This window comes from Oryzobacter telluris, assembly GCF_043099285.1.
Lineage (GTDB): Bacteria > Actinomycetota > Actinomycetes > Actinomycetales > Dermatophilaceae > Oryzobacter > Oryzobacter telluris.
In genome coordinates this window covers 3680786-3705864 of record NZ_CP170723.1, presented here as the reverse complement: position 1 = coordinate 3705864, position 25079 = coordinate 3680786, and the positions used below count along the sequence as shown (strand labels likewise).

The 25079-nt window shown below is 74.9% G+C and carries 22 protein-coding genes; 7 read left to right on the top strand and 15 right to left on the bottom strand.

Features of this window, described 5'->3' with window-relative positions:
* Positions 1 to 24 precede the first annotated feature (24 nt).
* On the bottom strand, positions 25 to 2235 hold the full coding sequence (locus ACFLFB_RS17300) for a HelD family protein (RefSeq protein ID WP_392543404.1): 2211 nt from the start codon (positions 2233 to 2235) through the stop codon (positions 25 to 27).
* 170 nt (positions 2236 to 2405) lie between these two features.
* Between ACFLFB_RS17300 and purD the strand changes: the two genes are divergently transcribed.
* Positions 2406 to 3686 carry a phosphoribosylamine--glycine ligase gene (gene purD / locus ACFLFB_RS17295; protein ID WP_392543403.1) on the top strand — a complete coding sequence of 427 codons (1281 nt, stop codon included), beginning with the start codon at positions 2406 to 2408 and terminating at the stop codon, positions 3684 to 3686.
* 68 nt (positions 3687 to 3754) lie between these two features.
* Here purD and ACFLFB_RS17290 read toward each other — a convergent pair whose 3' ends face one another.
* The gene (locus ACFLFB_RS17290; protein WP_392543402.1) at positions 3755 to 4528 is read right to left on the bottom strand and encodes an isocitrate lyase/phosphoenolpyruvate mutase family protein; all 774 of its coding nucleotides are present in this window, start codon (positions 4526 to 4528) and stop codon (positions 3755 to 3757) included.
* Between the two features lie 111 nt (positions 4529 to 4639).
* Complete coding sequence (locus tag ACFLFB_RS17285) at positions 4640 to 6046, bottom strand: MFS transporter (RefSeq protein WP_392543401.1); 1407 nt, start codon at positions 6044 to 6046, stop codon at positions 4640 to 4642.
* 57 nt (positions 6047 to 6103) lie between these two features.
* Here ACFLFB_RS17285 and soxR point away from each other — a divergent pair, with 57 nt between their 5' ends.
* Complete coding sequence (soxR, locus tag ACFLFB_RS17280) at positions 6104 to 6580, top strand: redox-sensitive transcriptional activator SoxR (RefSeq protein ID WP_392543400.1); 477 nt, start codon at positions 6104 to 6106, stop codon at positions 6578 to 6580.
* Here the strand turns inward: soxR and ACFLFB_RS17275 are convergent.
* From ACFLFB_RS17275 to ACFLFB_RS17260, 4 genes are read right to left on the bottom strand one after another with little or no spacing between them, the layout of a single operon-like run.
* Positions 6564 to 7775, bottom strand: coding sequence for an MFS transporter (locus ACFLFB_RS17275; RefSeq protein WP_392543399.1), 1212 nt, complete (start codon positions 7773 to 7775; stop codon positions 6564 to 6566). The two genes, soxR and ACFLFB_RS17275, sit on opposite strands and share 17 nt — an antisense overlap.
* 1 nt (position 7776) lies before the next feature.
* Positions 7777 to 8229 (bottom strand): MarR family winged helix-turn-helix transcriptional regulator, encoded by a 453-nt coding sequence (locus ACFLFB_RS17270; protein ID WP_392543398.1) that lies wholly within the window; start codon positions 8227 to 8229, stop codon positions 7777 to 7779.
* Between the two features lie 50 nt (positions 8230 to 8279).
* Entirely contained in the window at positions 8280 to 10058 is a 1779-nt protein-coding gene (locus ACFLFB_RS17265) for an ABC transporter ATP-binding protein (RefSeq protein ID WP_392543397.1), read from the bottom strand.
* Entirely contained in the window at positions 10055 to 11866 is a 1812-nt protein-coding gene (locus ACFLFB_RS17260; protein WP_392543396.1) for an ABC transporter ATP-binding protein, read from the bottom strand. Before ACFLFB_RS17260 ends, ACFLFB_RS17265 begins: the two co-directional genes overlap by 4 nt.
* A gap of 152 nt (positions 11867 to 12018) precedes the next feature.
* On the opposite strand from ACFLFB_RS17260, the gene ACFLFB_RS17255 reads away from it, so the two are divergent.
* Positions 12019 to 12951: a phosphoribosylaminoimidazolesuccinocarboxamide synthase gene (locus ACFLFB_RS17255; protein WP_392543395.1), complete on the top strand. Its 933-nt coding sequence runs from the start codon at positions 12019 to 12021 to the stop codon at positions 12949 to 12951.
* Here the strand turns inward: ACFLFB_RS17255 and ACFLFB_RS17250 are convergent.
* From ACFLFB_RS17250 to ACFLFB_RS17240, 3 genes are read right to left on the bottom strand one after another with little or no spacing between them, the layout of a single operon-like run.
* Entirely contained in the window at positions 12941 to 13681 is a 741-nt protein-coding gene (locus tag ACFLFB_RS17250; RefSeq protein ID WP_392543394.1) for an SDR family oxidoreductase, read from the bottom strand. The genes ACFLFB_RS17255 and ACFLFB_RS17250 overlap by 11 nt on opposite strands.
* A complete protein-coding gene (locus tag ACFLFB_RS17245) occupies positions 13678 to 14256 on the bottom strand; it encodes a TetR/AcrR family transcriptional regulator (protein WP_392543393.1) in 579 nt (192 codons plus the stop codon). Before ACFLFB_RS17245 ends, ACFLFB_RS17250 begins: the two co-directional genes overlap by 4 nt.
* On the bottom strand, positions 14249 to 14674 hold the full coding sequence (locus tag ACFLFB_RS17240) for an SRPBCC family protein (protein ID WP_392543392.1): 426 nt from the start codon (positions 14672 to 14674) through the stop codon (positions 14249 to 14251). Before ACFLFB_RS17240 ends, ACFLFB_RS17245 begins: the two co-directional genes overlap by 8 nt.
* A 123-nt stretch (positions 14675 to 14797) precedes the next feature.
* Here ACFLFB_RS17240 and purL point away from each other — a divergent pair, with 123 nt between their 5' ends.
* Together purL and ACFLFB_RS17230 are read left to right on the top strand one after the other, a co-directional pair.
* Positions 14798 to 18697 carry a phosphoribosylformylglycinamidine synthase gene (gene purL, locus ACFLFB_RS17235; RefSeq protein WP_392543391.1) on the top strand — a complete coding sequence of 1300 codons (3900 nt, stop codon included), beginning with the start codon at positions 14798 to 14800 and terminating at the stop codon, positions 18695 to 18697.
* A complete protein-coding gene (locus tag ACFLFB_RS17230) occupies positions 18697 to 19080 on the top strand; it encodes a DivIVA domain-containing protein (protein ID WP_392543390.1) in 384 nt (127 codons plus the stop codon). Before purL ends, ACFLFB_RS17230 begins: the two co-directional genes overlap by 1 nt.
* A 14-nt stretch (positions 19081 to 19094) precedes the next feature.
* On the opposite strand, the gene ACFLFB_RS17225 is transcribed toward ACFLFB_RS17230, so the two are convergent.
* Complete coding sequence (locus tag ACFLFB_RS17225; RefSeq protein ID WP_392543389.1) at positions 19095 to 19895, bottom strand: spermidine synthase; 801 nt, start codon at positions 19893 to 19895, stop codon at positions 19095 to 19097.
* 56 nt (positions 19896 to 19951) lie between these two features.
* Between ACFLFB_RS17225 and ACFLFB_RS17220 the strand changes: the two genes are divergently transcribed.
* Together ACFLFB_RS17220 and ACFLFB_RS17215 are read left to right on the top strand one after the other, a co-directional pair.
* On the top strand, positions 19952 to 20335 hold the full coding sequence (locus ACFLFB_RS17220) for a sterol carrier family protein (protein WP_392543388.1): 384 nt from the start codon (positions 19952 to 19954) through the stop codon (positions 20333 to 20335).
* Entirely contained in the window at positions 20332 to 21210 is an 879-nt protein-coding gene (locus tag ACFLFB_RS17215) for an LLM class flavin-dependent oxidoreductase (protein ID WP_392543387.1), read from the top strand. The genes ACFLFB_RS17220 and ACFLFB_RS17215 overlap by 4 nt, the downstream gene beginning before the upstream one ends.
* On the opposite strand, the gene ACFLFB_RS17210 is transcribed toward ACFLFB_RS17215, so the two are convergent.
* The 4 genes from ACFLFB_RS17210 to ACFLFB_RS17195 form a co-directional block, all read right to left on the bottom strand.
* The gene (locus tag ACFLFB_RS17210) at positions 21188 to 21964 is read right to left on the bottom strand and encodes an anti-sigma factor domain-containing protein (protein ID WP_392543386.1); all 777 of its coding nucleotides are present in this window, start codon (positions 21962 to 21964) and stop codon (positions 21188 to 21190) included. The genes ACFLFB_RS17215 and ACFLFB_RS17210 overlap by 23 nt on opposite strands.
* Entirely contained in the window at positions 21961 to 22578 is a 618-nt protein-coding gene (gene sigK, locus ACFLFB_RS17205; protein WP_392543385.1) for an ECF RNA polymerase sigma factor SigK, read from the bottom strand. Before sigK ends, ACFLFB_RS17210 begins: the two co-directional genes overlap by 4 nt.
* A 31-nt stretch (positions 22579 to 22609) precedes the next feature.
* Positions 22610 to 23095, bottom strand: a complete 486-nt coding sequence (locus ACFLFB_RS17200; RefSeq protein ID WP_392543384.1) for a fasciclin domain-containing protein — start codon at positions 23093 to 23095, stop codon at positions 22610 to 22612.
* A gap of 367 nt (positions 23096 to 23462) precedes the next feature.
* Positions 23463 to 25043, bottom strand: coding sequence for a molybdopterin-dependent oxidoreductase (locus ACFLFB_RS17195; protein WP_392543383.1), 1581 nt, complete (start codon positions 25041 to 25043; stop codon positions 23463 to 23465).
* Positions 25044 to 25079: the final 36 nt, after the last annotated feature.

Here is a 25079-nt window from a genome sequence, read left to right as displayed (position 1 = left end):
CGCGTCGGCTCGCTGCCGCGTCGGTCAGGCGGGGCGCAGGACGTGCATGCGGTGGGCCGCGCGGGTGAGCACGACGTAGAGCACGCGCACGCCGCCCGGTGACTCCTCGGTGATGGCGTCGGGGTCGACGACCACGGTCGCGTCCCACTCCAGGCCCTTGGTCGAGAGCGGGTCGATGACGCGCACGCGCCCGTCGCCCGCGCCGTCGAGGGCGGCGAGCCGGTCCTCCCAGCGGCGGGCCGGGATGACGGCGATCGAGCCCTCGACCTCCTCGAGCAGCTGCTCGACGGCCTGCGCCGCCGCCTCGGCGAGCGAGCCGTCGACGGCGCGGACGACCGGGTCGACCCCGGTCTCGCGCACGGCGTCCGGGATGTCGGCGTCTGGGACGAGGGGGAGGATGACGTCGCGCGCGTGGTCGAAGATCTCGCGGGCGTTGCGGTAGTTGGTGTCCATGTGGAACGCCCGGCGCTCCTGGCCGGCGAAGGCCTCCTCGCGCGCCCGACCGGCCTCGGCGAGGTCGGCCCACGACGCCTGCGCGGCGTCGCCGACGACGGTCCACGAGGCGGTGCGGCCGCGGCGGGCGAGCATGCGCCACTGCATCGGGGACAGGTCCTGGGCCTCGTCGACGAGGACGTGGGCGTACCCCGAGGCGCGGTCGATGCGCCCCTGCATCAGGCGCTCGCGGGCGTCGGCGGGGGTGACGACGTGGTAGCTCTCCTCGGGCGCGACGCGGCGGTCGACCCCGGCACGGACGTCGACGACGCCGTAGGACGCGAGGTCGTCGAGCTCCTCGATGTCGTAGAAGCCGACCTCCTCGCGCTCGACCTCCTGCATCGCCCCGAGGCGCGAGACGAGCTCGTCGACGAGGGCGGCGTCGGAGGCCGACCAGGTGCCGAGCTCGAGCGCCTCGCGGTAGGAGTACGCGAGGGCCGCGGCCTCCTCCTGGTCGAGGACGCCGCGGGACAGCCCGTAGACGTGGTCGGTGTCGGCGAGCGACAGGAGGAGCTCGCGGGGGTCGAGCTGGCGCCACCAGGACGCCATGAACTCGTCGACCTCGCGGGAGCCGTCGAAGGCGTCGAGGAAGGCGTCGCGCTCGCCCTGGCGCACCGAGCGCCAGGCCGCCTCGGCGAGGGCCGTGCGGGCGGCGTCGGTGCCGAGGTTGTGCTGGTGGCCCCGCAGGACGTCGGACCGCAGCCGGCGCAGGACGTGCTCGTCGAGGCGCACGGCGTGGCCGCCGACGAAGGACCGGAACTCCCGCGCCGCACCGGCCGGCGGGCGGGACGCGAGGCGGGACAGTAGCCGGCGGATGCGCAGCGAGCCCTTGACGGCCGCGACCTCCGGGGAGTCCACGCGCACCGCGGTCATCCCGTCGACGAGGTCGCCGAGCGCGCGCAGCGACACCGACTCCTCGCCCAGGCTCGGCAGGACGCGCTCGATGTACGCGGTGTACGCGGCCGACGGGCCGACGACGAGGATGCCGCCGTTCTCGTAGCGGCGGCGCTCGGAGTAGAGCAGGTAGGCGGCGCGGTGCAGGGCGACGACGGTCTTGCCCGTGCCCGGGCCGCCGCTGATCTCGGTGATGCCGCGCGAGGGCGCCCGGATCGCCTCGTCCTGGTGGCGCTGGATGGTGGCGACGATGTCGCGCATCTGGCGGCCGCGGCTGCGGGTGAGCGCCGCGATGAGCGCGCCGTCGCCGAGCACGACGAGGTCGTCCGGCGCCTCGGGGACCATGAGGTCGTCCTCGGCGCCGATGACGGTGGCCCCCCGGCTGCGCAGCACGCGGCGGCGCACCACGCCCATCGGGTCGACCGGGGTGGCGCGGTAGAAGGCGGAGGCGGCGGGGGCCCGCCAGTCGACGACGAGCGGCTCGTACTCGTCGTCGCGCACGCCGAGGCGGCCGATGTAGCGGACCTCGCGCTCGGCGGCGGTGGACTGCTCGGTGCCGAGGTCGAGGCGGCCGAAGACGAGGCCCTCGTACTGCTTGTCGATCATCGCGCGGCGTCGGGCGGCGGCGTAGACCAGCGCGTCGCGCTCGAACAGGCCGGTCATCTCCTCGTCGCGGACGTCGCCGGTGCGGCTGGTGCGGCCGCGGGCCAAGCCGTCGGCCTCGACGTCGGCGGCGCGGCGGGTGGCCTTCTCGAGCTCGGCGTAGACCCGGTCGACGTGTGCCTGCTCGTGCGCGATCTCGCCCTCGACGTCGGGTGAGGTGTCGGGCACCGGGTGGGGAGCGGTCACGGGGCGAGGTCTCCTGCTGTGGATCGGCGATGCACGTGGCGCTGGCCACGGAACTCACCAGTCTAGAGCCCGTGGGCGCGTGGCCACGCCTCGTCCCGCCAACCCGGTCCGCGAGGCCGTCGGCGGACCGGGCCGACCCCCGCCGCCCGCGACGCCTAGGATCGGGGCCCGTGAAGGTACTCGTCGTCGGGTCCGGGGCCCGCGAGCACGCCATCGTCCGTTCCCTCTCCCTCGACCCGTCGGTCGACGAGGTCGTCGCGGCACCGGGGAACCCCGGCATCGCCGCGCTCGCCGCCTGCGAACCGGTGCCCACGGGCATCACCGATCCGCAGGGTGTGGTCGACCTCGCCACCCGCCTCGGTGCCGACCTCGTGGTCGTCGGGCCGGAGGCGCCGCTCGTCGCCGGGGTCGCCGACGCCGTGCGCGCAGCCGGCATCGCCTGCTTCGGGCCGTCGGCGCGCGCCGCCCGGCTCGAGGGCAGCAAGGCGTTCGCCAAGGAGGTCATGTCGGCGGCCGAGGTCCCGACCGGCCTCGCGCACGTCTGCACGACGGTGGAGGAGGTCGAGGAGGCGCTGGACGCCCTCGGCGCCCCCCACGTCGTCAAGGAGGACGGGCTCGCCGCCGGCAAGGGTGTCGTCGTCACCGACTCCCGCGACGAGGCGCTCGACCACGCCCGCGCCTGCCTGGCCAAGGAGGGTGGGGCGGTCGTCATCGAGGAGTTCCTCGACGGGCCCGAGGTGTCGCTGTTCGTCCTGTGCGACGGGTCGTCCGTGGTGCCGCTCGTGCCCGCACAGGACTTCAAGCGGGTCGGCGACGACGACGCCGGCCCCAACACCGGCGGGATGGGCGCGTACAGCCCGCTCGACTGGGCGCCCGACGGCCTCGTCGACGACGTCGTGCGCCGCGTGGCGCAGCCGGTGGTCGACGAGATGCACCGGCGCGGCACCCCGTTCACCGGCGTGCTCTTCATCGGGCTCGCGCTGACGTCGCGCGGGCCGCGGGTCATCGAGTTCAACGCGCGCTTCGGCGACCCCGAGACCCAGGTCGTCCTCGCCCGGCTGCTGACGCCGCTCGGTGGCGTGCTCATGGCCGCGGCCCGGGGCCGGCTCGACGAGCTGCCCCGCCTGCGCTGGTCCCCGGAGCACGCGGTGACCGTGGTCGTGGCCGCGCAGTCCTACCCGGGCACGCCGCGCACGGGCGACCTCATCAGCGGGGTCGAGGAGGTCGACGGCAGCGGCGAGGCGTACGTCCTCCACGCCGGGACGGCCCGTGATGATGACGACCGCCTCGTGTCCGCGGGCGGGCGGGTGCTGTCGGTGGTCGCCACGGGCGAGTCGCTGGCGCAGGCGCGCGAGCGGGTCTACGCCGGTGTCGCCGGCCTGGACCTGCCCGGGTCGCACCACCGCACCGACATCGCCCTGCGGGCCGAGCAGGGCGCCATCACCGTCTGACCGGCCGCGAGTGCGGAAGTGGTTGCCCCGGCGACCGTTTCCGCACTCGCCGCGAGGATGACGGGCCGTCAGTTGAGCTTGCGCGTGCCCTCGGGAAGCGCGCCGCCGGCGAGGACGGCCTCGGTCAGGTCGGCCAGGGCGGTGAGCGCGACGTTCTGGCTCCACGGGCCGTACGAGACGCGGGCGACGCCGAGGCGCTGCAGCGTGTCGAGCGGGAGCGAGCCGGGCACGCCGATGAGCGTGACCTTCTGCGGGCCGAGGGCCTCGACGAGGGCGGCGACGGTCGGCTCGTCGAGCTTCCCGGGCGCGAAGAAGGTGGCCGCCCCGGCGTCGAGGTAGGCCCGGCCGCGCTCGATGGCGTCGGCGAGGACCTCGGCGGGGTCGCGGTCGCCCGCTCGGAGGAAGGCGTCGGTGCGGGCGTTGAGCTGGAAGGGGATCCCGGCCGCCTCACCCGCGGCGACGGCGGCCTCGACGGCAGCCACGGCCTCGCCGAGCGGCTTCAGCTGGTCCTCGAGGTTGGCCCCGACGATGCCGAGGTCGATGGCGCGGGCCACCGTGCCGCCCGGGTCGCCGTAGCCGGCCTCGAGGTCGGCCGAGACGGGCAGGTCGGTGGCAGCGGCGATGCGTCCGCACGCCTCGAGCATGAGGTCGCGGGGGATCTGCTCGCCGTCGGGGTAGCCGTACGAGGCGGCGATGGAGTGGCTCGCCGTGGCGAGGGCGGTGGTCCCGGGCGTGCCGGCGACGACCCTGGCGCTGATGACGTCCCACACGTTGACGACGAGCAGCAGCTCGGGGACGGCGTGCAGGCGCTGGAGCTCGGTGGCCTTGTCGAGGGTGTTCATGCCCGCGACGCTACCCCGGGACATCAACCCCTTCGCCGCGAGTGCGGAAGTGGTCGCACTGGCAACCACTTCCGCACTCACGGCCGGTTGATCGGGTGATGTGGGGAGGATCTACGGCGTCGGTCTGGTGCGGCCGGCGGCGAGGGCGACACCGAGGGCGGTGACGCCGCCGGTCGCCATCAGGGCCGCGAAGGCGGGACCCGTCATCGCGGCGCCGAGGAGGGCGACGACGCCCCCCGCGAGGGCGGTCGAGAGCGCGACGCCGGTGGAGACCGCCAGACCCTGGGCGGCGCTGACCCGGCCGTGCTCGGCCGCGGGCGCCTGGGCGAGGAGCTCGGTGGAGACGGTGGGCGAGACGATGCCCATCCCCGTCGCGGCGAGGGCCCAGCCCGCCATGCCCGGGACGAACCCCACGACGTCGAGGGCGAGCAGGACCGGGCCGAGAGAGCCCAGGGCGATGAGCGCGCCGCCGAGCCGCAGCCGCTGGGCGGCCGGACGCGCCTGTCCCCAGGCCGTGCTGTTGCCCCACGAGCCGAACGCCCAGAGCACGCCGGTCACGGTGAGCGAGACGCCGGCCACGGCCGTGGTCGCGCCCCGGGTCTCGACGAGCATGAGCGGCAGGACGCCGCCGATGCCGGTGAACGCCGCCGAGACGAGCAGCCGCATGGCGATGACGGCGGGCACGCCGCGCACGAGCCGGAAGGTCCCGGCGGGCAGGGCCCGGCTCGCGCCGAGCAGGACGACGACCACACCGGTCGTGATGGCCAGCGCTCCCAGGACGCGGGTGGACGCCGTCTCGAGCCACGGGGCGGTGAAGGTCGTGACGGCGAGGCCCGCGGCGAGGACGAGCGAGGCCGTGACGCGGCGGCGCTCCCCGGCCGCGTCCGCGACGTCCCCGGCGCCGGGGTGGCTGCGGCGCAGGGCCGAGCGGATCGGGACGAGGGCGAGCGGCACGACGACGAGCGGCGCGACGAAGACGACCCGCCACCCCGCGAGGGCGTCGATCCCGCCGGCGATGCTCGGCCCGAGCAGGCTCGGGAGGATCCACGCCGCCGCGAACGAGGCGAAGACCTTGGCGCGCAGGGCGTCCGGCAGCGCCTGCGCCACGAGGACGAACAGGGCCGTGTCGATGAGCGCCTCGGCAGCACCGGAGATCGCGCGCCCGGCGACGAAGACCCCCATCGTCGGCGCCAGCCCGGACACGAGCTGGGCGACGGCGAAAGCCACGAGCCCGGTGAGGAGGGCCGGCCGGGGCCCGCGCCGGTCGGTCCACCCGCCGGACCAGGCCATCGCGATGGTGAAGGTGACGAGGGAGGCGCCCGTGGACGCGCCGAACAGGCCCCAGCCGTCGAGGTCGCGCACCACGGTGGGGAGGATCGTCATCACCGCGCGGTTCTCGAAGGCCGCCAGCGTGACGAGGGCGACGATCCCCACCACGACCGGCAGGTGCTCGCGGCTGAGCAGCCGGACCGCCGGGGTGGCGGCGGCCTCGGTCTCGACGGGCGTCCGTGCGCTCATGTCCTCGATCCTCATACCTCAAGTGCGCTTGAGGTCAACTCGGCCTACGGTGGTGGGGTGGACCGCACCGACCTGCTCCCCATCGGCGAGGTCGCCGCGCGCAGCGGTGTCACGGTCGCCACCGTCAGGTTCTACGAAGACCGCGGTCTCGTCGAGTCCTTTCGCACGGCCGGCAACCAGCGCCGCTACGAACGGCACGTCCTGCGGCGGATCGCCGTGGTGCGGGCGGGGCAGCGGTTCGGCCTCAGCCTCACCGAGATCGGGGCGGCCCTGGAGTCGCTGCCGCACGACCGGCCGCCGACCAAGCGCGACTGGCAGCGGCTGTCGCGGGCCTGGCACGACGACCTCACCGAGCGGATCGAGGCGATGGTGCGGGTCCGGGACGGGCTGTCGTCGTGCATCGGGTGCGGCTGCCTGTCGCTGCGGGCGTGCCCGGTCTACAACCCGGACGACGAGCTGCGGGTCGAGGGCCCGGGCGCCCGGCGCTGGCCGGAGGCCGCACGAGGGCCCGACGACCTCACGTCCCGACCGTGACCGCCTGCGCCTCGGCCTCGGACGCCACCGGCTCGGCGCCGTGGTCGGGCTGGGCGTCGACCGCCGCGAGGTGGGCCCGGCCGCTGAGCAGCACCGCGACGGCGACGACGACTGCCCCCGCACCGACCCAGAACGGGAGGTGGATGGACCGCTCGCCGAGCACCCCGGCCGCCCACGGCGCCACCGCACCGCCGGCGAAGCGGACGAAGCTGTAGGCCGCGGAGGCGACCCCGCGCTCGACCGGCGCCACCTTCATCACGGACTCGGTGATGAGCGTGTTGTTGATGCCGAGCAGGCCGCCGGACAGCACGGTCCCGACGACGAGCACGGGCTTGTGCTGCGTCCAGGCGCCCATGACGGCGAGGACGGCGGCGAACCCGAGCAGCGCGCCCGACATCCCCACGAGCGTCCCCACGCGGCGCTGGACCCACGGCGCGACGACCACCGAGGAGAACGCCAGCAGCAGCCCCCAGCCGAAGAAGACGAGCCCGACGGCGTGCTCGGACAGGTCGAGCGGGAACGGGGTGAACGCGAGCAGCGTGAAGAAGCCCATGTTGTAGAGCAGTGCGGTGAGGCCCACCGTGAGCAGCCCGCGATGGCGCAGGGCCTTCAGCGGGGCCGAGAGCGGCGTCGGCGCCCCGGTCGGCGGGGTGGCCGGCAGGGTGACCCACGTCGAGACGAGCGCCACGGCCATCAGGGCGCTGACGCCGAAGAACGGCCAGCGCCACGAGATCGACCCGAGCGCCCCACCCATCAGGGGACCGGCGGCGATCCCCAGCCCGAGCGCGGCCTCGTAGAGGATGATCGCCTGCGCCACCGAGCCGCGGGCGGCCCGCACGATCGTGGCCAGGGCCGTGGCGATGAAGAGGGCGTTGCCCAGCCCCCACACCGCGCGGAACCCGACGACCCCGCCGATGGAGTCCTGGGCACCCGCGAGGCCCGCGCCGACGATGATGATCGACAGGCCGAGGATGAGGGTGCGCTTGGGGCCGATGCGGCTCGAGACCCAGCCGGTGACGAGCATCGCCAGGCCCATGACGGCCATGTAGCTCGTGAAGAGCAGCGACACCTGCGAGGGCGTGGCGCCCAGCTTGTCGCCGATCGGCTTGAGGATGGGGTCGACGAGGCCGATGCCCATGAAGGCGACGACGCACGCGAAGGCGACGGACCACACGGTCCGGGGTTGGCGCCACATGTCAGGTGTCCTCTCGCTGGGGGGCCGACGGCGCACGGGTCGCCTCGAGGAGCTCGGTGAGGAGGGCGACGGCGTCGCGCAGCCTCGTCTCGTCGGGGGCGACCCGGGCCAGGACCGGGGTGAGCGCGGCGCCCCGGGCCCGGCGCAGCCGGGTGAGGCGGTCGGCGCCCTCGACGGTCAGCGTCACGAGGGTGGCGCGGGCGTCGGCGGGGTCGGGGGTGCGCGTGACGAGCCCGAGGGCCTCGAGGCGCTGGACGGTCGTCGTCATCGACGGCTGGGAGCAGTCGTCGGCGGCGGCGAGGGTCGTGACGCGCGTCGGACCCAGCTCGTCGACGAGGGCGAGGACGCGGGCCTGGGCCCACGGCATCCCGAGGTCGGCGGTGCGGGTGGCCCAGCGCGAGAGGCGGGCGGCTCCGCGCAGGAGCTCGTCGGCCAGGGCGTCGTGGGTCGTCACGTCTCCCGATATTACATAGGCAACCTATGCAAATCCACCCGGGGTGGTGGTCAGCGGTAGCCGCTGGCCTGGAGGGCGAACAGCTCGGCGTAGCGGCCGCCCCGGGCGACGAGCTCGTCGTGCGGCCCGACCTCGACGACCGTGCCGTCGTGGAGGACCACGACGAGGTCGGCGGCGCGCACGGTGGACATCCGGTGGCTCACCACGACGGTGATGCCCCCGGTGCGCCGGGCGGCCTCGCGGGCCCGCCGCATCGTCGCGGTGAGGATCGCGGCCTCCGCCTCGGGGTCGAGCGCCGACGTCGGCTCGTCGAGGAGGACGAGCAGCGGCGCGTCGCGCAGCAGCCCGCGGGCGATGGCCAGGCGCTGCCACTGGCCCCCGGACAGGTCGGTGCCGCCGTCGAACTGCCGGCCCAGCTGGGCCTCGAGCCCGCCGCGGAGGCCACCGACCACGTGGTCGGCGGTCGAGGAGCGCAGCGAGGCCCACAGGTCGTCGTCGTCGGCCCCGGGCCGGCTGACCCCCACGCTCTCGCGCACGAGGAACTGGAGGTCGGCGTGGTCCTGGAACGCGGCGGTCGCCCGCGACCGCCAGGCCACGGGGTCGACGTCGCGCAGGTCGGTGCCCTCGACGACGACCCGGCCCGAGTCGGGGTCCCACAGGCGGGCGAGCAGGGCGACGAGGGTGGTCTTGCCGGCCCCGTTCTCGCCGACCAGCGACACGGTGGTCCCTGCGGGCAGGTGGAGCGAGACCTCGCGCAGCGCCGGCTCGTCGGCCCCCGGGTAGGTGAAGGACACGTCCTCGAACCGGATGCCGTCTCGGAAGGCCGCGGGGGGCGGCTGCACGCTCGTGGACCAGCCGTGGTCGCTCGCGTACACCTGCAGGTCGTGGAGGCGACCGACCCGCTTCGACGTCTCGACCGCCGTGCCCACGACGCCGGACAGCGAGTCGGTGGTCCCGAGGAGCTGGGGCAGCAGGAGGACGAGGACGACGAGGCCGCCCACGGGGACCTCACCGGCGCGCACCGCCATGAACAGGGCGGCCACGGCCACCGCGAGGGCGGCGACGAATCCCAGGCGAGCCATGACGAGGAGGCGCACCCCGGCGCGCCCGGCCGCGGCGACCCGGTGCCGGCGGACGAGCAGCGCGTCGGAGAGGGCGGTGACGACGGCCGGGCCCGCGGCGCTGCACCGCACCTCCTCGCCGTGGTCGGGGCTGATCCCGATGTCGAGCAGGCGGTCGGCACGCCGCCGGGACCACTCGTTGTCGTGCTCGGTGCGCCAGAGCCGGCGCGCGGTGCGGCCGGCCACCCACGTCGGCCAGAACGCCGCGGGGACGAGGAGGACCAGCCACCAGGCGACCGAGGCGAGCACCGCGGTGACGGTGACGGCGGACGCGACCGAGGCGAGCATCCACGGGATGACGCGCGAGGCACCGCCGAGGCGGCGCGAGTCCTCACGGACGGCGGAGACGGTGTCGGCGAGGTCGGGGACGTGGTGGTGGGCCAGGCCGGGGATGCCGGCGATGAGGCGCAGCACGCGGGCTCGCACGTCGCGCTCGGAGAGGTCCTCGAGGGTCGCCCCGACGGTCCAGGCGACGAAGCCGTCGAGGACGCGGGCGAGGAGGAACGCGGCGACGAGGGCCAGACCCCACCGGGTGCGGCCGTCGTCGCCCCGGGTCAGGCCGTCGACGACCGCCCCGGTGCCGAGGGTCGCGAGCGGGCCGAGCACCGCGGCGACCACCGACACGAGGGCCCGCGTGCCGGCGAGAACGGGAGCGGTGCGGAACGACAGCCCGAGCCAGAGCCGGAGCAGCACGACGCCGCGCCTCATCGGGCGGCCTCGCCGGAGGACTCGGCCTCGCCGTCGGGGTCGACGAGGCGGCTCGACTGGGCGGTGAACATCCTGGCGTAGCGCCCACGGGCCGCCATGAGCGCGGCGTGCGATCCGTCCTCGACGACCCGGCCGCCCTCGAGGACGCAGATGCGCGGCACGGGCCGCACCACGGAGAAGCGGTGCGAGACGACGAGGGAGGTCACGCCCTCGGCGAGGCTGAGGTGGCGGCGCACGAGGTCGGCCTCGGCGCGGACGTCGAGGGCCGCGGCCGGCTCGTCGAGGACGAGCGCGCCGGCCCCGTGGTCGACCGCGAACAGCGCACGGGCCAGGGCGACGCGCTGCCACTCTCCGCCGGACAGGTCCTGGCCACCCTCGAACGAGGGGTCGAGAGGGGTCTGCCAGCCCGCCGGCAGCGCGTCGACGACGCCCTGGGCACCGGCCCGGCGGGCGGCTTCGCGCAGGGCCGCGGTGTCATCGGGCCCGGCCCGGCGGCCCACGCCCAGCGTGACGTTGTCGGCCGCCGACAGGGGGTAGCGGCAGAACTCCTGGGTCAGCACCGCGACCCGCCGCTGCCAGCGCCGGACGACCTCCTCGGGCGCAGTGGCGAGGTCGACGCCGTCGACGAGGACGCGTCCGGAGGTGGGCACGAGGGTGCCCGTGAGCAGCCGGATGAGCGTGGACTTGCCGGCGCCGTTGACGCCGACGAGGGCGATGCTCTCGCCGGGGGCGATGCGCAGGGTGAGGCGGTCGAGGACCGGTGCCTCGCGACCGGGGTAGCGGAAGGTCACGTCGTCGACGACGATCTCCGGGGCTCCACCGCTCGGGGGCGCCCCGGGCGCGGTGGTGGCCCCGAAGAGCCGCTCGGTCTCGACGAGGTCGGCGAGGACCGCGCTGCCGCGGCGGAGGATGACGAGGCCGAAGCCACTGACGTCGGTGCTCGCCAGGGAGAGGACGAGGGGGATCGTCGTGGCCGCGGCGCCGACGGTCAGGCGCTCGGCGGAGACGGCCTCGACGACGGCCGCGAGCGCGGCGACGGCGAGGGCCGTGCGGAGGACCTCGAGCCCGGCCGAGCGGCGGCCGTTGCGGCGGCGCTGGGCCCAGAACGGGAGGAACGACGCCGTGGCGCGCCGCGTGTAGCGCTCGGCCAGCCAGTCGGTGAGGCCGAAGACGCGGACCTCGCGAGGCGCTGTCTCGGTGGCCACGAGGAAGGCGTAGTCGGCGTGCCGCTGGTCGGCGGTGGCGCCGACCCAGTGGTCGAGCTCGCGCCCGGCGAGCCGGGCGTGGAGGCCGGCGACGACGACGGCGAACCCGGCGAGGCCCAGGGCCCACCACCACGAGAACACGGCCCCCACGGTGACCGCGGCCCCGACGAGTCCCAGGACGCCGTTGACGAACTGCCCACCGGAGGTGAGGCCGCGGCTGATCTCCCAGACCCGGGCGCGGACGCGCTGCACGCGGTCGAGGTACACGGGGTCCTCGAGGTGGGCGACCCGGGTGGGTCCCACGTGCAGGCGGGCGAGCCGGGCGAGGACGTCCTCCTCGGTCCGCAGCGACAGCATCTGCATCACGGGGAACTCCAGGCCGTCGAGGACCACCGCGACGCCCATGAGGAGCACGACGGCGCCCAGGGCCCACGCGACCGGACCCGACGGACCGCCGGCGACCACGCCGGGGAGCCTGCCGACCACGAGGCCGAGCAGCCAGGCGGTGGCGACGCCGGTGCCGGCGGTCACGAGGGCCGAGCCGAGGACGACGAGGGTGCCGACCGGGTGGACGCGGACGCCGTAGCGCACGAGTGCGAGCACGAGACCTCCCCCGGTCGTGGGCCCGGACCGGTCGTCCGCGCCGCTCTGCCACCCTGCCAAAGGGCTCCGACAGTGTCACCCGGTTAACGACCGCCGAGCCGCCCGGCGGGCGGCCGCGCCCCACCGACCCGACGGCTGGAAGAATCGCCCGCATGGCCGACGCCCCCACCGTCCCCGCGCCCGACGAGCCGCTCGTCCTCGACGGGTACGCGCACGTCTACTCGGGCAAGGTCCGCGACCTCTACGCCCCGCTCGACCCCGCCACCGGCGCACCGCGCGACGACCGGCTCCTCCTCGTCGCCAGCGACCGCCTCTCGGCCTTCGACTTCATCCTCGAGACGCCCGTGCCCGACAAGGGCGCCGTCCTCACCCAGCTGAGCCTGTGGTGGTTCGAGCAGCTCGAGGACCTCGTGCCCCACCACGTCGTCTCCACCGACGTGCCCCCCGAGGTGGCCGGCCGCGCCGTCCTCGTGCGGCGGCTCGAGATGCTGCCCGTCGAGTGCGTCGCCCGGGCCTACCTCACCGGTGGCGGCCTGCGCGAGTACCGGGCCGACGGCCGGGTCAGCGGGGTCCTCTTGCCCGAGGGCCTCGTCGACGGGTCGCGGCTGTCCGAGCCGGTCTTCACCCCCAGCACCAAGGCGCCCCAGGGCGAGCACGACCAGCCGATGCCGTTCGCCGACGTCGTCGCCGCGGTCGGCCAGCGCACCGCCGAGCGGGCGCGTGACCTGACCACGCGGATCCTGGCTCGTGGCAACGAGATCGCCGCGGCCCGCGGCATCCTCATCGCCGACACCAAGGTCGAGTTCGGCCTCGACGACGACGCCCCCGACGGGCTGGTCCTCGCCGACGAGGTGCTCACCCCCGACTCCTCGCGCTTCTGGCCCGCCGACCAGTGGGAGCCCGGGCACACCCAGCCGAGCTTCGACAAGGAGTTCGTCCGCGAGTGGCTGCTGTCGCCGGCGAGCGGCTGGGACAAGGAGTCGGGCGCGGCGCCCCCGCCGATGCCGGCCGACGTCCTCGAGCGCACCCGGGCCAAGTACGTCGAGGCCTACGAGCGGCTCACCGGCCGCACCTTCACGGGCTGAGCCACGCGCCGAACGTCCGGTCGTCGACCGTGGCGCCGGGTCCGGGCAGCAGTCCGGAACGAAGTCCCCTGAGCGGCACCGGGATCCCGACCACCCTCACGCCCTGATGGCGCGCGCCGGCCACCGCCCGCGCCATCGAGGAAGCGTCGAGCTCCTCGGGCCCGGCGAGCTCGAGCAGCGGCGTGCCCGGGCCGCGTCCCACGGCGTCGACGAGCAGCGCGGCCGCGGCGTCGGGGTGCACCGGCCGCAGCCGCATCCGGGGCACGAGCGCGACCCGACCGACCCGGATCTGGCCCAGGAACGTCTCGGCCAGGGTGAACCACGCCGTGGTGCGCACCACGGTGAGCGGCACGGAGCCGGCGCGGTAGGCGTCCTCCTGGGCGGCCTTGCCCGCGTAGTACCCGGTGGAGCGCCGCACGGCGGGGTCGGTGACGTTGACGATCGACAGGACGACGAGGTGGCCGACCCCGGCCTTCTCCGCCGCGGCCACCACCCGGCGGGCCGCGCCCTCGAAGAACCCCACGGCGACGGCCTTCGACAGGGTCGTGCGGTTCAGGCAGTCCACGACGACGTCGGCACCCGCCACCACCGCGTCCAGTCCGGCGCCGGTGGAGACGTCGACGCCCGTCGACCGGGCCGCGCGCACCACCTCGTGGCCCGCGGCCTCGAGCCGCCCGGCGACGAGCGCCCCCATCGCCCCGGTCCCGCCCAGCACCACGACCCTGCTCACCCGGCGACCGCCTCGAGCTCGCGCCGGACCGACTCGCTCCAGCCTGCCATCGCCGCGTCGGCCGCGGGTCGGTCGCCCGTGACGCCGAGCTCGAAGAGGAGGCCGCGGGCCATCGCGAGCGACTGGAGGGCGAGGGTCTCGGCCCGCTCGGGGGGCACCCCGGCACCGACGTAGGCCTCGCGCAGCGCGGGGGTCCACCCCGACAGGAGCCACCGCCGCAGCGGCTCGGCGTGGGGGCGCGAGCGCATCGCGTGGCTCGACAGCTCGAAGAACAGCGGGGCGAACACCTGGGCGCGGTCGGCGACCCGGGTCCAGAACAGGGCGCCGGCCTCGAACGGGTCGTCAGTGGATGCCGCCAGCTCGAGCAGGGCGCCCTGCTCGCCCCGCTCCACGGCCTCGACGACGGCGACGAGCAGGCCCTCGCGGGAACCGAAGTGGTAGTTCAGCATCCGGTGGCTCGTGCCGATGCCGGTGGCGAGGGCGCGCAGGCTGGTGTCACCCACGCCGTGCGCCGCGAACCAGCCGACGGCCCGGGCCAGCAGCTCCTCGCGGGGTGAGGGCGCGGCCTCAGGCACCCTCGGCGGCCGTCCGGTCGAGCGACTCGGCCTCGGTGGTCACGTAGTGCTGCGCGGTGCGGCCGACGAGGAAGCGCACCACCGCGGCGAGGGCACCGGACCAGCGCAGGCCGAGGGCGATCTGCGTGGTGCCGTCGGCGCCCGGCCGCAGCTCGTGGGTCCCCACGGACCGCATCCCCGGCGCCGAGGACTCCCACGTGAACGACCGGCCCGGCACGACCTCGGTGATGGTCCACACCGCCTCGGGCAGCCCCGGCTGCTTCACCGCGTAGGACGCACCGACCTCGTCGGGCCGTCCGGGCTCCAGCGGGGTCACCGACGTCACGGTGGACAGCCAGTCGGGCCAGCGGCGGACCTCGGACATCACCGTCCAGAGCCGGTCGGCGGGGGCGTGGGACTCGCGGACGACCTCGATCATGTACCAGATGGTACACGCGGGCGCGTCTCGCCGGGAGTGCCGGGCGCACCGCGGGGCCGTGCCGCCGGTAACCTTGGGTCTCGGCAGAACCCCACGCGCCGCACCCCCGGGAGACCGCACGCCATGGCCTCGTCGCACGACCTCGTGCTGACCACCGTCCCCGGCGGCAACGCCCTCTCCCCGTTCCGCGCCGCGGCCCTGCTGGCCCGGCTCGAGCGGGTCGTCCCCGGGCTCGCCGGGGTGGGGGCCCGTCACGTCCACCTCGTGGCCAGCCGGCAGCCGCTCGACGACGCCACCGCGGCCACCGTCGCCCGCCTCCTCACCTACGGGCCGCCGGTCGCCCCCGACCCGGAGGGCGCGCACGTCACCTCCGTCGTCGTGTCGCCGCGGCTCGGGACGCTCTCGCCCTGGGCGAGCAAGGCCACCGACATCGCGCACAACTGCGGGGTCGACGTGCGCCGCGTCGAGCGGGTCACCGAGTACCGCGTCGCCACCGACGCCCCCCTCACCGACGAGCAGTGGGGGGCCGTCGCCGACCTCGTCCACGACCGGATGACCGAGACCGCGCTGCCCACGGTGGCGGCCACCGAGGTCCTGTTCGACGAGCGCGAGGCCGAGCCGATGGAGCGCGTCGACGTCCTCGGGAAGGGCCGCGCCGCCATCGAGGAGGCCGACACCGCCTACGGCCTGGCCCTGTCCGACGACGAGGTCGACTACCTCGTCGACGCCTTCACCGGGCTGGGGCGCAACCCCTCCGACGTCGAGCTGATGATGTTCGCGCAGGCCAACTCCGAGCACTGCCGCCACAAGATCTTCAACGCCGACTTCGTCGTCGACGGCGACGCCAAGCCGCGCTCGCTGTTCGGGATGATCCGGCACACCGAGGAGGTCGCGGGCGAGGGCACCGTGGTCGCCTACTCCGACAACGCGTCGATCATGGCGGGCGGCCCGGTCACCCGCTGGCTCCCCGAGGGCACCGCCGGCCCGAGCCGCTACGGCGCCCGCGAGGGCGAGGTCCACGTCCTCATGAAGGTCGAGACCCACAACCACCCCACGGCGATCAGCCCCTTCCCGGGGGCGGCCACGGGCGCCGGCGGCGAGATCCGCGACGAGGGCGCCACCGGTCGCGGCAGCCAGCCCAAGGCCGGCCTCACCGGCTTCGTCGTCTCCAACCTCCACCTGCCCGGCACCGACGAGCCGTGGGAGCGCGACCCCTACGGTTCCCCGGCGCACCTGGCGAGCCCGCTCGACATCATGGTCGAGGGCCCGATCGGCGCCGCCGCGTTCAACAACGAGTTCGGGCGCCCCGGCCTGGGCGGGTTCTTCCGCGTCTACGAGCAGACCGTCGACGGCGTCCGCCGCGGCTTCCACAAGCCGATCATGAGCGCCGGGGGCCTCGGGTCGATCAGCGCCGACCAGACGCACAAGGTCGTCTTCCCCGCCGGCACGCTGCTCGTGCAGCTCGGCGGCCCCGGCATGCGGATCGGCATGGGCGGTGGCGCGGCGTCCTCGATGGCGGCCGGCGCCAACGCGGCCGAGCTCGACTTCGACTCCGTGCAGCGCGGCAACCCCGAGATCGAGCGGCGCGCGCAGGAGGTCATCAACCACTGCGTCAACCTCGGCGCCGACAACCCGGTCCTCGCCATCCACGACGTCGGCGCGGGCGGGCTGTCCAACGCCTTCCCCGAGCTCGTCGACGGCGCCGGGCTGGGGGCGCGCTTCGACCTGTCGGCGGTGCCGCTCGAGGAGTCGGGGCTGGCGCCGAAGGAGGCGTGGTGCAACGAGAGCCAGGAGCGCTACGTCGTCGCCATCGCTCCGGAGTCGTTGTCGCAGTTCGCCGCCCTCGCCGAGCGCGAGCGGTGCCCCTACGCCGTCGTCGGTGTCGCCAGTGGTGACGGCCGGCTCGTCCTGGCCCCCGGGGCCGAGGACGGCCCCGACGACGACCGCCCCATCGACATGCCGATGGAGGTGCTCCTCGGCAAGCCCCCGCGGATGACGCGCGACGTCAACCGCGTCTCGTGGTCCACCCCGGACCTCGACGTCGCGGGGATCGACGTCCGCGAGTCCGCCTACGCCGTGCTGCGCCACCCCACCGTCGCCTCCAAGCGGTTCCTCGTGACGATCGCCGACCGCACGGTGGGCGGCCTCAGCCACCGCGACCAGATGGTCGGCCCGTGGCAGGTGCCGGTCGCCGACGTCGCCGTCACGCTCTCCGACCACGTCGGGTTCGCCGGCCAGGCGATGGCGAGCGGGGAGCGGATGCCGCTCGCCGCGGTCCACGGCCCGGCCTCCGGGCGGATGGCCGTGGGCGAGGCGCTGACCAACCTGCTCGCCGCCCCGCTGGCCGGTCTCACCGGGGTCAAGCTGTCCTGCAACTGGATGGCCGCGTGCGGGGAGGACGGCGAGGACGCCGCGCTCTACGACACCGTGCACGCCGTGGCGATGGAGCTGTGCCCCGCGCTCGGCATCTCCGTGCCGGTGGGCAAGGACTCGCTCTCGATGCGCACCCGCTGGACCGACGAGGCCTCGGGGGAGGCGCGGCAGGTGACCTCCCCGGTGTCGCTCGTCGTGTCGGCCTTCGCCTCCCTGCCCGACGTCCGCGGCACCTGGACCCCGCAGCTGCGCGACGGCTCGGCCCTCGTCCTCGTCGACCTCGGCGCCGGGCTCGACCGCCTCGGTGGCTCGATGCTCGCGCAGGTCTCGGGCGAGTTCGGCGGGGAGGTGCCCGACCTCGACGACCCGCGGCGGCTGTCGTCCCTGGCGATGGCGCTGGCCGAGATCCGTTCCCGCGGAGTCAAGCTGGCGTACCACGACCGCTCCGACGGTGGCCTCTGGGCGGCCGCCTGCGAGATGGCGTTCGCCGGGGCGGTCGGGGTCGACCTCGACGTCGCGTCCGTGCCGGCCCTGTTCGCCGAGGAGCTCGGGGTCGTCCTCGGTGTCCCCGCCGACGACCTGGCGACCGTCGAGCAGGTGCTCGCCGACCACGGCCTGGGCGACCTCGCTGCCGTCGTCGGCCGCACGGCCACCGACCGGACGGTGCGCGTCTCCATCGGTGGCGAGCGGGTCCTCGCCGAGCCGCTGCGCGACCTCGCCCAGGCGTGGGACGAGGTGTCGTGGCGGATCTCCGCGCTGCGCGACAACCCCGGCTGCGCCGACGAGGAGCACGCGGCGTTCGGCGCCGACGACGACCCCGGCCTCGTGGTCGAGACGACCTTCGACCCCACCCACGACGTCGCGGCGCCGTACCTCAACCTCGGGGTCCGCCCCAAGGTCGCGGTGCTGCGCGAGCAGGGGGTCAACAGCCACGTCGAGACCGCGTTCGCCTTCGACAGAGCGGGTTTCGACACCTACGACGTCCACATGACCGACCTCCAGGCGGGTCGCTTCGACCTCGCCGACGCGGTCGGCCTCGTCGCCTGTGGCGGCTTCTCCTACGGCGACACCCTCGGCGCCGGCGAGGGCTGGGCGCGGTCGGTGCTCTTCAACGAGAGGCTCACGGCCTCCTTCCACGACTTCTTCCACCGCGACGACACCTTCGGCCTCGGCATCTGCAACGGCTGCCAGATGTTCGCGGCGCTCGCCGACCTCATCCCCGGTGCCGAGGCGTGGCCGCGGTTCACCCGCAACCGGTCCGAGCAGTACGAGGCCCGCCTCACCCAGGTCGAGGTCCTCGACTCGCCGTCGATCCTCACCGCAGGCATGGCCGGCAGCCGGGTCCCGATCGCCGTCGCGCACGGCGAGGGCTTCGCCGACTTCTCGGCGCGGGGCGACGCCGCGTCGGTGGCTCGCGTCGCGCGGTTCGTCGACCACCACGGCGACGCGGCGGTCTCCTACCCGCACAACCCGAACGGCTCGCCCGACGGCCTCACCGCCGTCACCACCCCCGACGGCCGGTTCACCGCGATGATGCCGCACCCCGAGCGGGTCGCCCGCAACGCCCAGCTGTCGTGGACCTCCGGCCGGGTCGAGGACGAGAGCCCGTGGCTGCGGATGTTCCGCAACGCCCGCGTGTGGGTCGACTGATGGCGCGCCTGCTGCGGGCCGAGGACGTCCTCAACTCGACGTTCACCCAGACCCAGTTCCGCGAGGGCTACGACGAGCGCGAGGTCGACGAGCTGCTCGACGACGTCGTCGCCACGCTGCGGCGGCACGAGGGCGGTGGCGCCGCCGAGGCGTTCCGGATGACGTCCGAGGGGCTGGGCTCGGCCCGGTTCGCCGTGACGAAGTTCCGGCGCGGCTACGACCGCGAGGAGATCGACGCCTTCCTCGCCGACGTCATCCACACCCTGCGCCACCACGAGGCCGGGGGCACCCTTCCCCGGGTGACCGGGGGCGCGTCGGCCTCCGCGCCGCGCGAGTCCCTGGGCGCCCGCATCCTGCGCACCCTGCGGGGCGAGCAGGGGTGACACACGTTTCGGGGTCAGCGGCGGCGCCACGCACCTCGTTCGGGGGGAACGGGTGACGGCTGCGCGTCCTGCGGCGTGAAGGGTCGCGCGCCCGGCACCTTCCGCGCGACCTCGTCCCCCGTCATCACGCCCGTCGGCAGGGCGGCGGAGGCCGCGGCGCGCCGCAGGTCGTAGAGGGCGATGGGGCTCTCGGACGCGACGAGGACGAGGTTGCCGAAGCGCCGCCCCTTGAGGACCTCGTGCAGGCCGACGAGCGCGACGTGCCCGAGCGCCTCGCGGGCACCGGCGAGCACCCGGGCGACGTGCCGCATCCCCGGCTCGTCCGCGAGGTTGGCGAGGAGGACCCCGCCGGGCGCGAGGACCCGCGCGACATCGCCGAACCACGCGCCGGTCACGAGGTCGGCCGGCACCCGGCCCCCGGCGTACGCGTCGACGACGACGAGGTCGGCGCTGTCGTCCTTGATCGCCGCCACCCCGGACGCCCCGTCGACCGCCCGCACCCGGATCCGGTGCCCACGCGGCAGCGGCAGCTCGCGGCGCACCGCGTCCGTCAGCGCCTCGTCGGGCTCCAGGACGATCTGCGGCGACCCCGGCCGCGTGTGGTGGACCCACCGGGGGAGCGTGAGCCCGGCACCCCCGACGTGCGTGACCCGGAGCGGGCCCGGGGACGTCAGCGCGTCGACGCACAGGGCGAGGTGCTGCACGTACTCGAACTCCAGGCGGGCGGGGTCGTCGAGGTCGACCGCCGACTGGCCCTGGCCGTCGAGGACGACGGTGACGAGCGAGCCGTCGCGCTCGAACTCCGCCGCACCCACCCCCGCAGGCTACGCGGCGCGGGTGGCCCGTCGGCGGTCGCTCCTAGGATGGAGCGATGCCTCCCCGTCGCCGTACCGACCCCGTCACCGGCGCCGCTGCGCTCTCGGCCTGGCGGGTTGACCCCGAGGGCGTCGACCGCGCCACCCGGGGCACCGCCGTGCGCTACACCCTCGAGGAGCTCGGCACCCGCGCACCCGGGCGCAGCGTCGAGGTGCGCGTGCCGCCGTACGGCGCCGTCCAGTGCGTCGAGGGGCCCACCCACACCCGCGGCACCCCGCCCAACGTCGTCGAGTCCGACGCCGAGACGTGGCTGCGCCTGGCCACCGGAGACCTGCGCTGGTCGCAGGCGCTGGCCGACGGGCGGCTGCGGGTCAGCGGCATCCGGGCGAGCCTGGACTCCCTCCTGCCGCTCGTCGAGGCCACCGGGGTCACCCGATGAGCGCCGGCGTGCGCCACGGCATCGTCGTCGTGCCCGAGCACCGCTGGGCTCAGGCGGCCCCGCGCTGGGCGGCGGCCGAGGAGCTCGGCTTCTCCCACGCGTGGACCTACGACCACCTCGTCTGGGGCGGCCTGCCGAACGCACCGGTGTTCGCCTTCGCGCCCACCCTGGCGCTGGCGTCCACGGTCACCTCCACCATCGGCCTCGGGGTGTTCGTCGCCTCCCCGAACTACCGGCACCCCTACGTCCTGGCGCGCGACGCCATCACCCTCGACGACGCGAGCGGGGGTCGCTTCCTCCTGGGCATCGGCACGGGCGGCGACCTCGACAGCCGCATCATCGGCGAGGACCTGCCGCTCAAGCAGCGCGTCGACCGGTTCCACGAGTTCACCGGCCTGCTCGACCGCCTCCTCACCGACGACCACGTCGACCACGACGGCGAGTTCTACGCCACGCGCGACGCCCGCACCCTCCCCGAGCCGGTCCGGTCGCGGGTGCCGCTCGTCGTGGCGGGCAACGGCCCGCGCTCGGTGGCGCTCGCGGCGCGGCTCGGCGACGCCTGGGCGACCTACGGCGGCAAGGGCGACACGGTCGACGAGTGGTTCGGGCACCTCGACGGCCTCGTCGCCCGCTTCGACGACGCGTGCGCGCAGGCCGGCCGCGGCTCCCTCGACCGCTACCTCCTCCTCGACTCCTCGCCGCGGTACGCGCTGGAGTCGGTCGAGCTCTACGCCGAGATGACCGGCCGGGCGGCCGAGCTGGGCTTCACCGACGTCGTCACGCACTGGCCGCGGCCCGAGAGTCCCTACGCCGGAAGCGAAGGGGTTCTCGAGGCAGCGGCCGAGGCGGTGGTCAGGCGAGCGCCATCACCATGAGCGGTTCGGTGGTCGGCTGGGCCGACCCGCCCGCGGGCTCCACGGTGAGGCCCACCGCCGTGGCGGTGTTGGCGTCGCCGTCGAGGACGGCCGTGGCGCGGCCCGAGGCGTCGGTGTCGAACAGGCCCGCCGGGTGCATCTTCTCGTCGAGGCCGGCGTACCAGAGCTGGTAGGTCTGGTCGTCGGGCAGCGAGGGCAGGCCCGCGACGGTGATGGCCGAGCGGCCGAGCTGGCGGCTGTAGACCACCTTGGCGGTGGTGCCGCCCTTGGCGCTGGTCACGGTCGTGGCGTCGGCCGCGGCGACCACCTGGTCGTACGGGGACGACGTGGGGTCCGACCACGGCGACCAGGCGAGACCGCCGACCGCGACGGCCACGGCCGCGGCGGCGGCGGTCAGCCAGGTGGCGGTGCGCCGACGGAACGGGACGACGACGCCATCGTCGCTGCGGCGCTCACGCCGGGGCCCACCGGACGTCGTCGCGACGTCGGCGGAACGCAGCGAACCACCGACCTCCGGGTCGAGAGGGGGGAGGGGGCGCACCCTGCTGATGCCGGCCAGCACGGAGGCGCGCAGGGCCGGCGGAGGGATGGCCTCGTCGAGGGAGGACAGCGCGTGCGCCGCGGAGGTCAGCTCGGCGACCTCGGCCCGGCAGTCGGGGCACACCGCGAGGTGCTCCTCGAAGCTCGTGCGCTCGTGCGTGTCGAGGGCGTCGACCGCATAGGCACCGGAGAGGTGGTGCAGATCGGGGCTCATGCCGGTACTCCCAACGTGTCCCGAAGACGGATGAGCCCGTCCCGGATCCTGGTCTTCGCGGTGCCCAGTGGAAGGTCGAGGAGGCGGGCGACCTCGGTGTGCGTGTAGCCACCGAGGTAGGCCAGCTCGACCGCGCTCCGCTGCGCGTCGGTGAGGGTGGTCAGTGCGCGCCGCACCCGCTGGGCCTCGAGGGAGGCCTGGGCGGACTCGGCGGTGGTGTCGAAGTCGATGTCCTGGTTCGTCGTCGCGTGGACGTCGTCCCGGCGGCGGGAGGCCTCGCTCGACCTGACCCGGTCGACGGCCGCCCGGTGGGCGATCGTCATCAGCCAGGAGATGGCGCTCCCGCGGTCGGCGTCGAAGCGGGCGCTCTGCCGCCAGACGTCGAGGTACACCTCCTGGGTGACCTCCTCCGACATCGCGTGGTCGCGGACGACGCGCAGGACGAGGCCGAACAGTCGGCGTGAGGTCGCGTCGTACAGCTGGGCGAACGCGGCCTCGTCACCTCGGGCGGACCTGCGGAGCAGGTCGGCGAGGTCGGCGCCGGTGGTGACGGCAGCCGCCCCCCCGGTGAGGGGCTGGCCCGGACCGGGGGAGGCGGCTGTCATGTCGTTCATCATCCCTGATGATTCGTCTCGAGGAGACGGATCACATCGCCGGGACGAGGACCTTGTCGATGATGTAGACCGTCGCGTTGGCGGTCTGCACGTTGCCGCAGACGACCTTGGCGTCGCCCGGGGTCACCGTGAACTCCTCGCCGGAACCGGCGACGGTGATGGTCTTGCCCGAGAGGGTCTTGTGCTCGCCGGCGACCTGGTCGGGCGAGAGGCGACCCTCGACGACGTGGTTGGTCAGGACGGTGGTGAGCAGGCCCTTGGGGTCGGCCATGGCGGCGTCGAGCGTCTTCTTGTCGAGGGCGGCGAACGCGTCGTTGGTCGGCGCGAAGACGGTGATGTCCTTCGCGGTGTTCAGGGTCTCGCCGAGGCCGGCCTCGGTCACCGCGGTGACGAGGGTGGACAGGACGGGGTTGTTGCTGGCCGCGGTGGCGACCGGGTCGGCGGCCATGCCGTCGAACGAACCCGCACCCGAGGTGGGGACGGCCGAGCAGGCGGCGCCGAACGGCTTGTCACCCATGTCGGAGCTCATGGACTCCGAGGGGCTGGCCGAGGGGGCGGCGGACGAGGACATGCCGGTGGAACCCGAACCCGAGTCGGACGAGCCACAGGCGGCGAGCGACAGGGGGAGTGCGAGAGCCAGGGCGGCGACAGTCATACGGGTGGAACGCATGGGAACTGCTCCTTGACGTTTTGTGTTTCTTGCTTCGGTCGGGAGTGGTTCGGGGCTGCTCCGGGGGTGGATTGGGTTCGGCGAGAACTTTCTCCACCGTTGCCCATCCGTGACCTGGTTGCGGCACAGCCGCGTTGCCGAGACGACCCGGGGAGAACCGCTGTTTCTCAGCGGTTCTCCCCGGGTCGTCTGCGTCACGGGCGTGGTGGGCGGCTCACTCCACGATGACGACGATGGAGTGCCAGCCGCGCGCCCCGTCAGGGAACGGCGTGGTGCGCTTCTCCGGCTGGGCCTCGCCGGTCTTGTCGGTGGCGCGCACGGTGAGGTCGTGGCGACCGGGCTTGGCGTCCCACTCGAGGTACCACTGGCGCCAGTAGTCGATGCCGGCGTCGGGGCCGAGCTCGACGGTCTGCCACTCGCCGCCGTCGATGCGCAGCTCGACCTTCTCGATGCCGCGGTGCTGGGCCCAGGCGACGCCGCCGATGACGACCTTGCCGCCCTTGACCCGGTTGAGCCCGCGCGGGGTGTCGATCCGCGCCTGGGTGAGGATCGGGCCGTCGATGGCCCAGTCGCGCTCGGTCCAGTAGGCGCGCTTGGCCGCGTAGGTGGTGGCCTCCATCCTGTTGAGCCACTTGGTGGCCCCGACGAAGCCGTACAACCCGGGGGTCACGAGCCGCGCGGGGAAGCCGTGCACCGCCGGCAGCGGCTGGCCGTTCATCCCGATGGCGACGAGCGCGTTGCGGTCGTCGGTCAGCGCCTGGATGGGCGTGGAGATCGTCATGCCCTCGGTGGAGTGGCTGAGGATCTGGTCGACCCCGGGGCGCACGCCGGCCCGCTCGAGGAGGTCCTTGGTGCGCACGCCCAGCCAGCGGGCGGCGCCGACGTACTGGCCGCCGACCTCGTTGGACACGCAGGTGAGGGTGATGTCGGCCTCGACCATCGGCATCTTCAGGAGCTCCTCGAAGGAGATCTCGAAGGGCTTGTCGACGTCGCCGTCGATGGTCAGCGACCAGCCGTCGGTGGACACGCGCGGGATGACCAGCGCGGTGTCGATCCGGTAGAAGGCGTTGTTCGGTGTGCGGAACGCGGAGATGCCGCGCACCTTCGCCTCGAGGCCCTGCGGCAGGGCGCCCAGGGGCTCGGCGGCCACGGGGAGGGTGACGGTGGAGGCCGAGCCGCCACGGGTGACGACCTGGCCGAGGGCACCGCCGGTGGCGGCGAGGGCGCCGAGGCCGGCAGCGGCGGCGAGGACGTTGCGGCGGTTGGAGCTGCCGTCAGCGGGCGCCGAGGTGTCCGGGCCCGCGCCGGCGGCGGGGTCGCGGTCGGCCTGGCCCCAGCGGTCGAGGAGGCCGAGGAACCAGGCTCCGGCACCCACGCCGACGCCGACCGTGGCCAGCCCGGGCAGGACGTCGACCGGGCCGCTCGTCGGGCGCAGGACCGCGGCGACGGTGGCGGTGAACGCCAGCGCCCCGAGCAGCGCGAGGCCGATGTTGCGGCGGCCGCGGGCGACGAGCCCGATGCCGCCGGCGAGCAGGAGGGTGACGATGGCGACCGAGCCGACGAGGATCGGCTTGTCGGCGGTGCCGAACTGGGCGACCGCCCACTCCTTCACCGGGGTCGGCGTGAGGTCGATGACGGTGGAGCCGACGGCGAGGACGGGGGAGGACTCGGGGGAGACGAAGCCCGCGACGAGGTGGCCGACCCCGGCTCCGGCCGCGGCGGAGAGCAGGGTGCCTGCGGCATACCAGAGCCCACGGGGGCGGTGGTCCGGTGCGGTCGTCGTCGTCGAGGTCATGCGGGGTGTTCGGAGCGCGGGGGGTCCGTGGATGGG

Coding starts and splice junctions, on each gene's coding strand:
- ACFLFB_RS17220 (WP_392543388.1), top strand. CDS start 19,952: ATGCCTCCCCGTCGCCGTACCGACCCCGTCACCGGCGCCGCTGCGCTC.
- ACFLFB_RS17255 (WP_392543395.1), top strand. CDS start 12,019: ATGGCCGACGCCCCCACCGTCCCCGCGCCCGACGAGCCGCTCGTCCTC.
- ACFLFB_RS17200 (WP_392543384.1), bottom strand. CDS start 23,095: ATGGGTGACAAGCCGTTCGGCGCCGCCTGCTCGGCCGTCCCCACCTCG.
- ACFLFB_RS17285 (WP_392543401.1), bottom strand. CDS start 6,046: ATGAGCGCACGGACGCCCGTCGAGACCGAGGCCGCCGCCACCCCGGCG.
- ACFLFB_RS17240 (WP_392543392.1), bottom strand. CDS start 14,674: ATGATCGAGGTCGTCCGCGAGTCCCACGCCCCCGCCGACCGGCTCTGG.
- ACFLFB_RS17265 (WP_392543397.1), bottom strand. CDS start 10,058: ATGAGGCGCGGCGTCGTGCTGCTCCGGCTCTGGCTCGGGCTGTCGTTC.
- ACFLFB_RS17275 (WP_392543399.1), bottom strand. CDS start 7,775: ATGTGGCGCCAACCCCGGACCGTGTGGTCCGTCGCCTTCGCGTGCGTC.
- ACFLFB_RS17215 (WP_392543387.1), top strand. CDS start 20,332: ATGAGCGCCGGCGTGCGCCACGGCATCGTCGTCGTGCCCGAGCACCGC.
- sigK (WP_392543385.1), bottom strand. CDS start 22,578: ATGAACGACATGACAGCCGCCTCCCCCGGTCCGGGCCAGCCCCTCACC.
- ACFLFB_RS17195 (WP_392543383.1), bottom strand. CDS start 25,043: ATGACCTCGACGACGACGACCGCACCGGACCACCGCCCCCGTGGGCTC.
- ACFLFB_RS17210 (WP_392543386.1), bottom strand. CDS start 21,964: ATGAGCCCCGATCTGCACCACCTCTCCGGTGCCTATGCGGTCGACGCC.
- purL (WP_392543391.1), top strand. CDS start 14,798: ATGGCCTCGTCGCACGACCTCGTGCTGACCACCGTCCCCGGCGGCAAC.
- ACFLFB_RS17290 (WP_392543402.1), bottom strand. CDS start 4,528: ATGAACACCCTCGACAAGGCCACCGAGCTCCAGCGCCTGCACGCCGTC.
- ACFLFB_RS17230 (WP_392543390.1), top strand. CDS start 18,697: ATGGCGCGCCTGCTGCGGGCCGAGGACGTCCTCAACTCGACGTTCACC.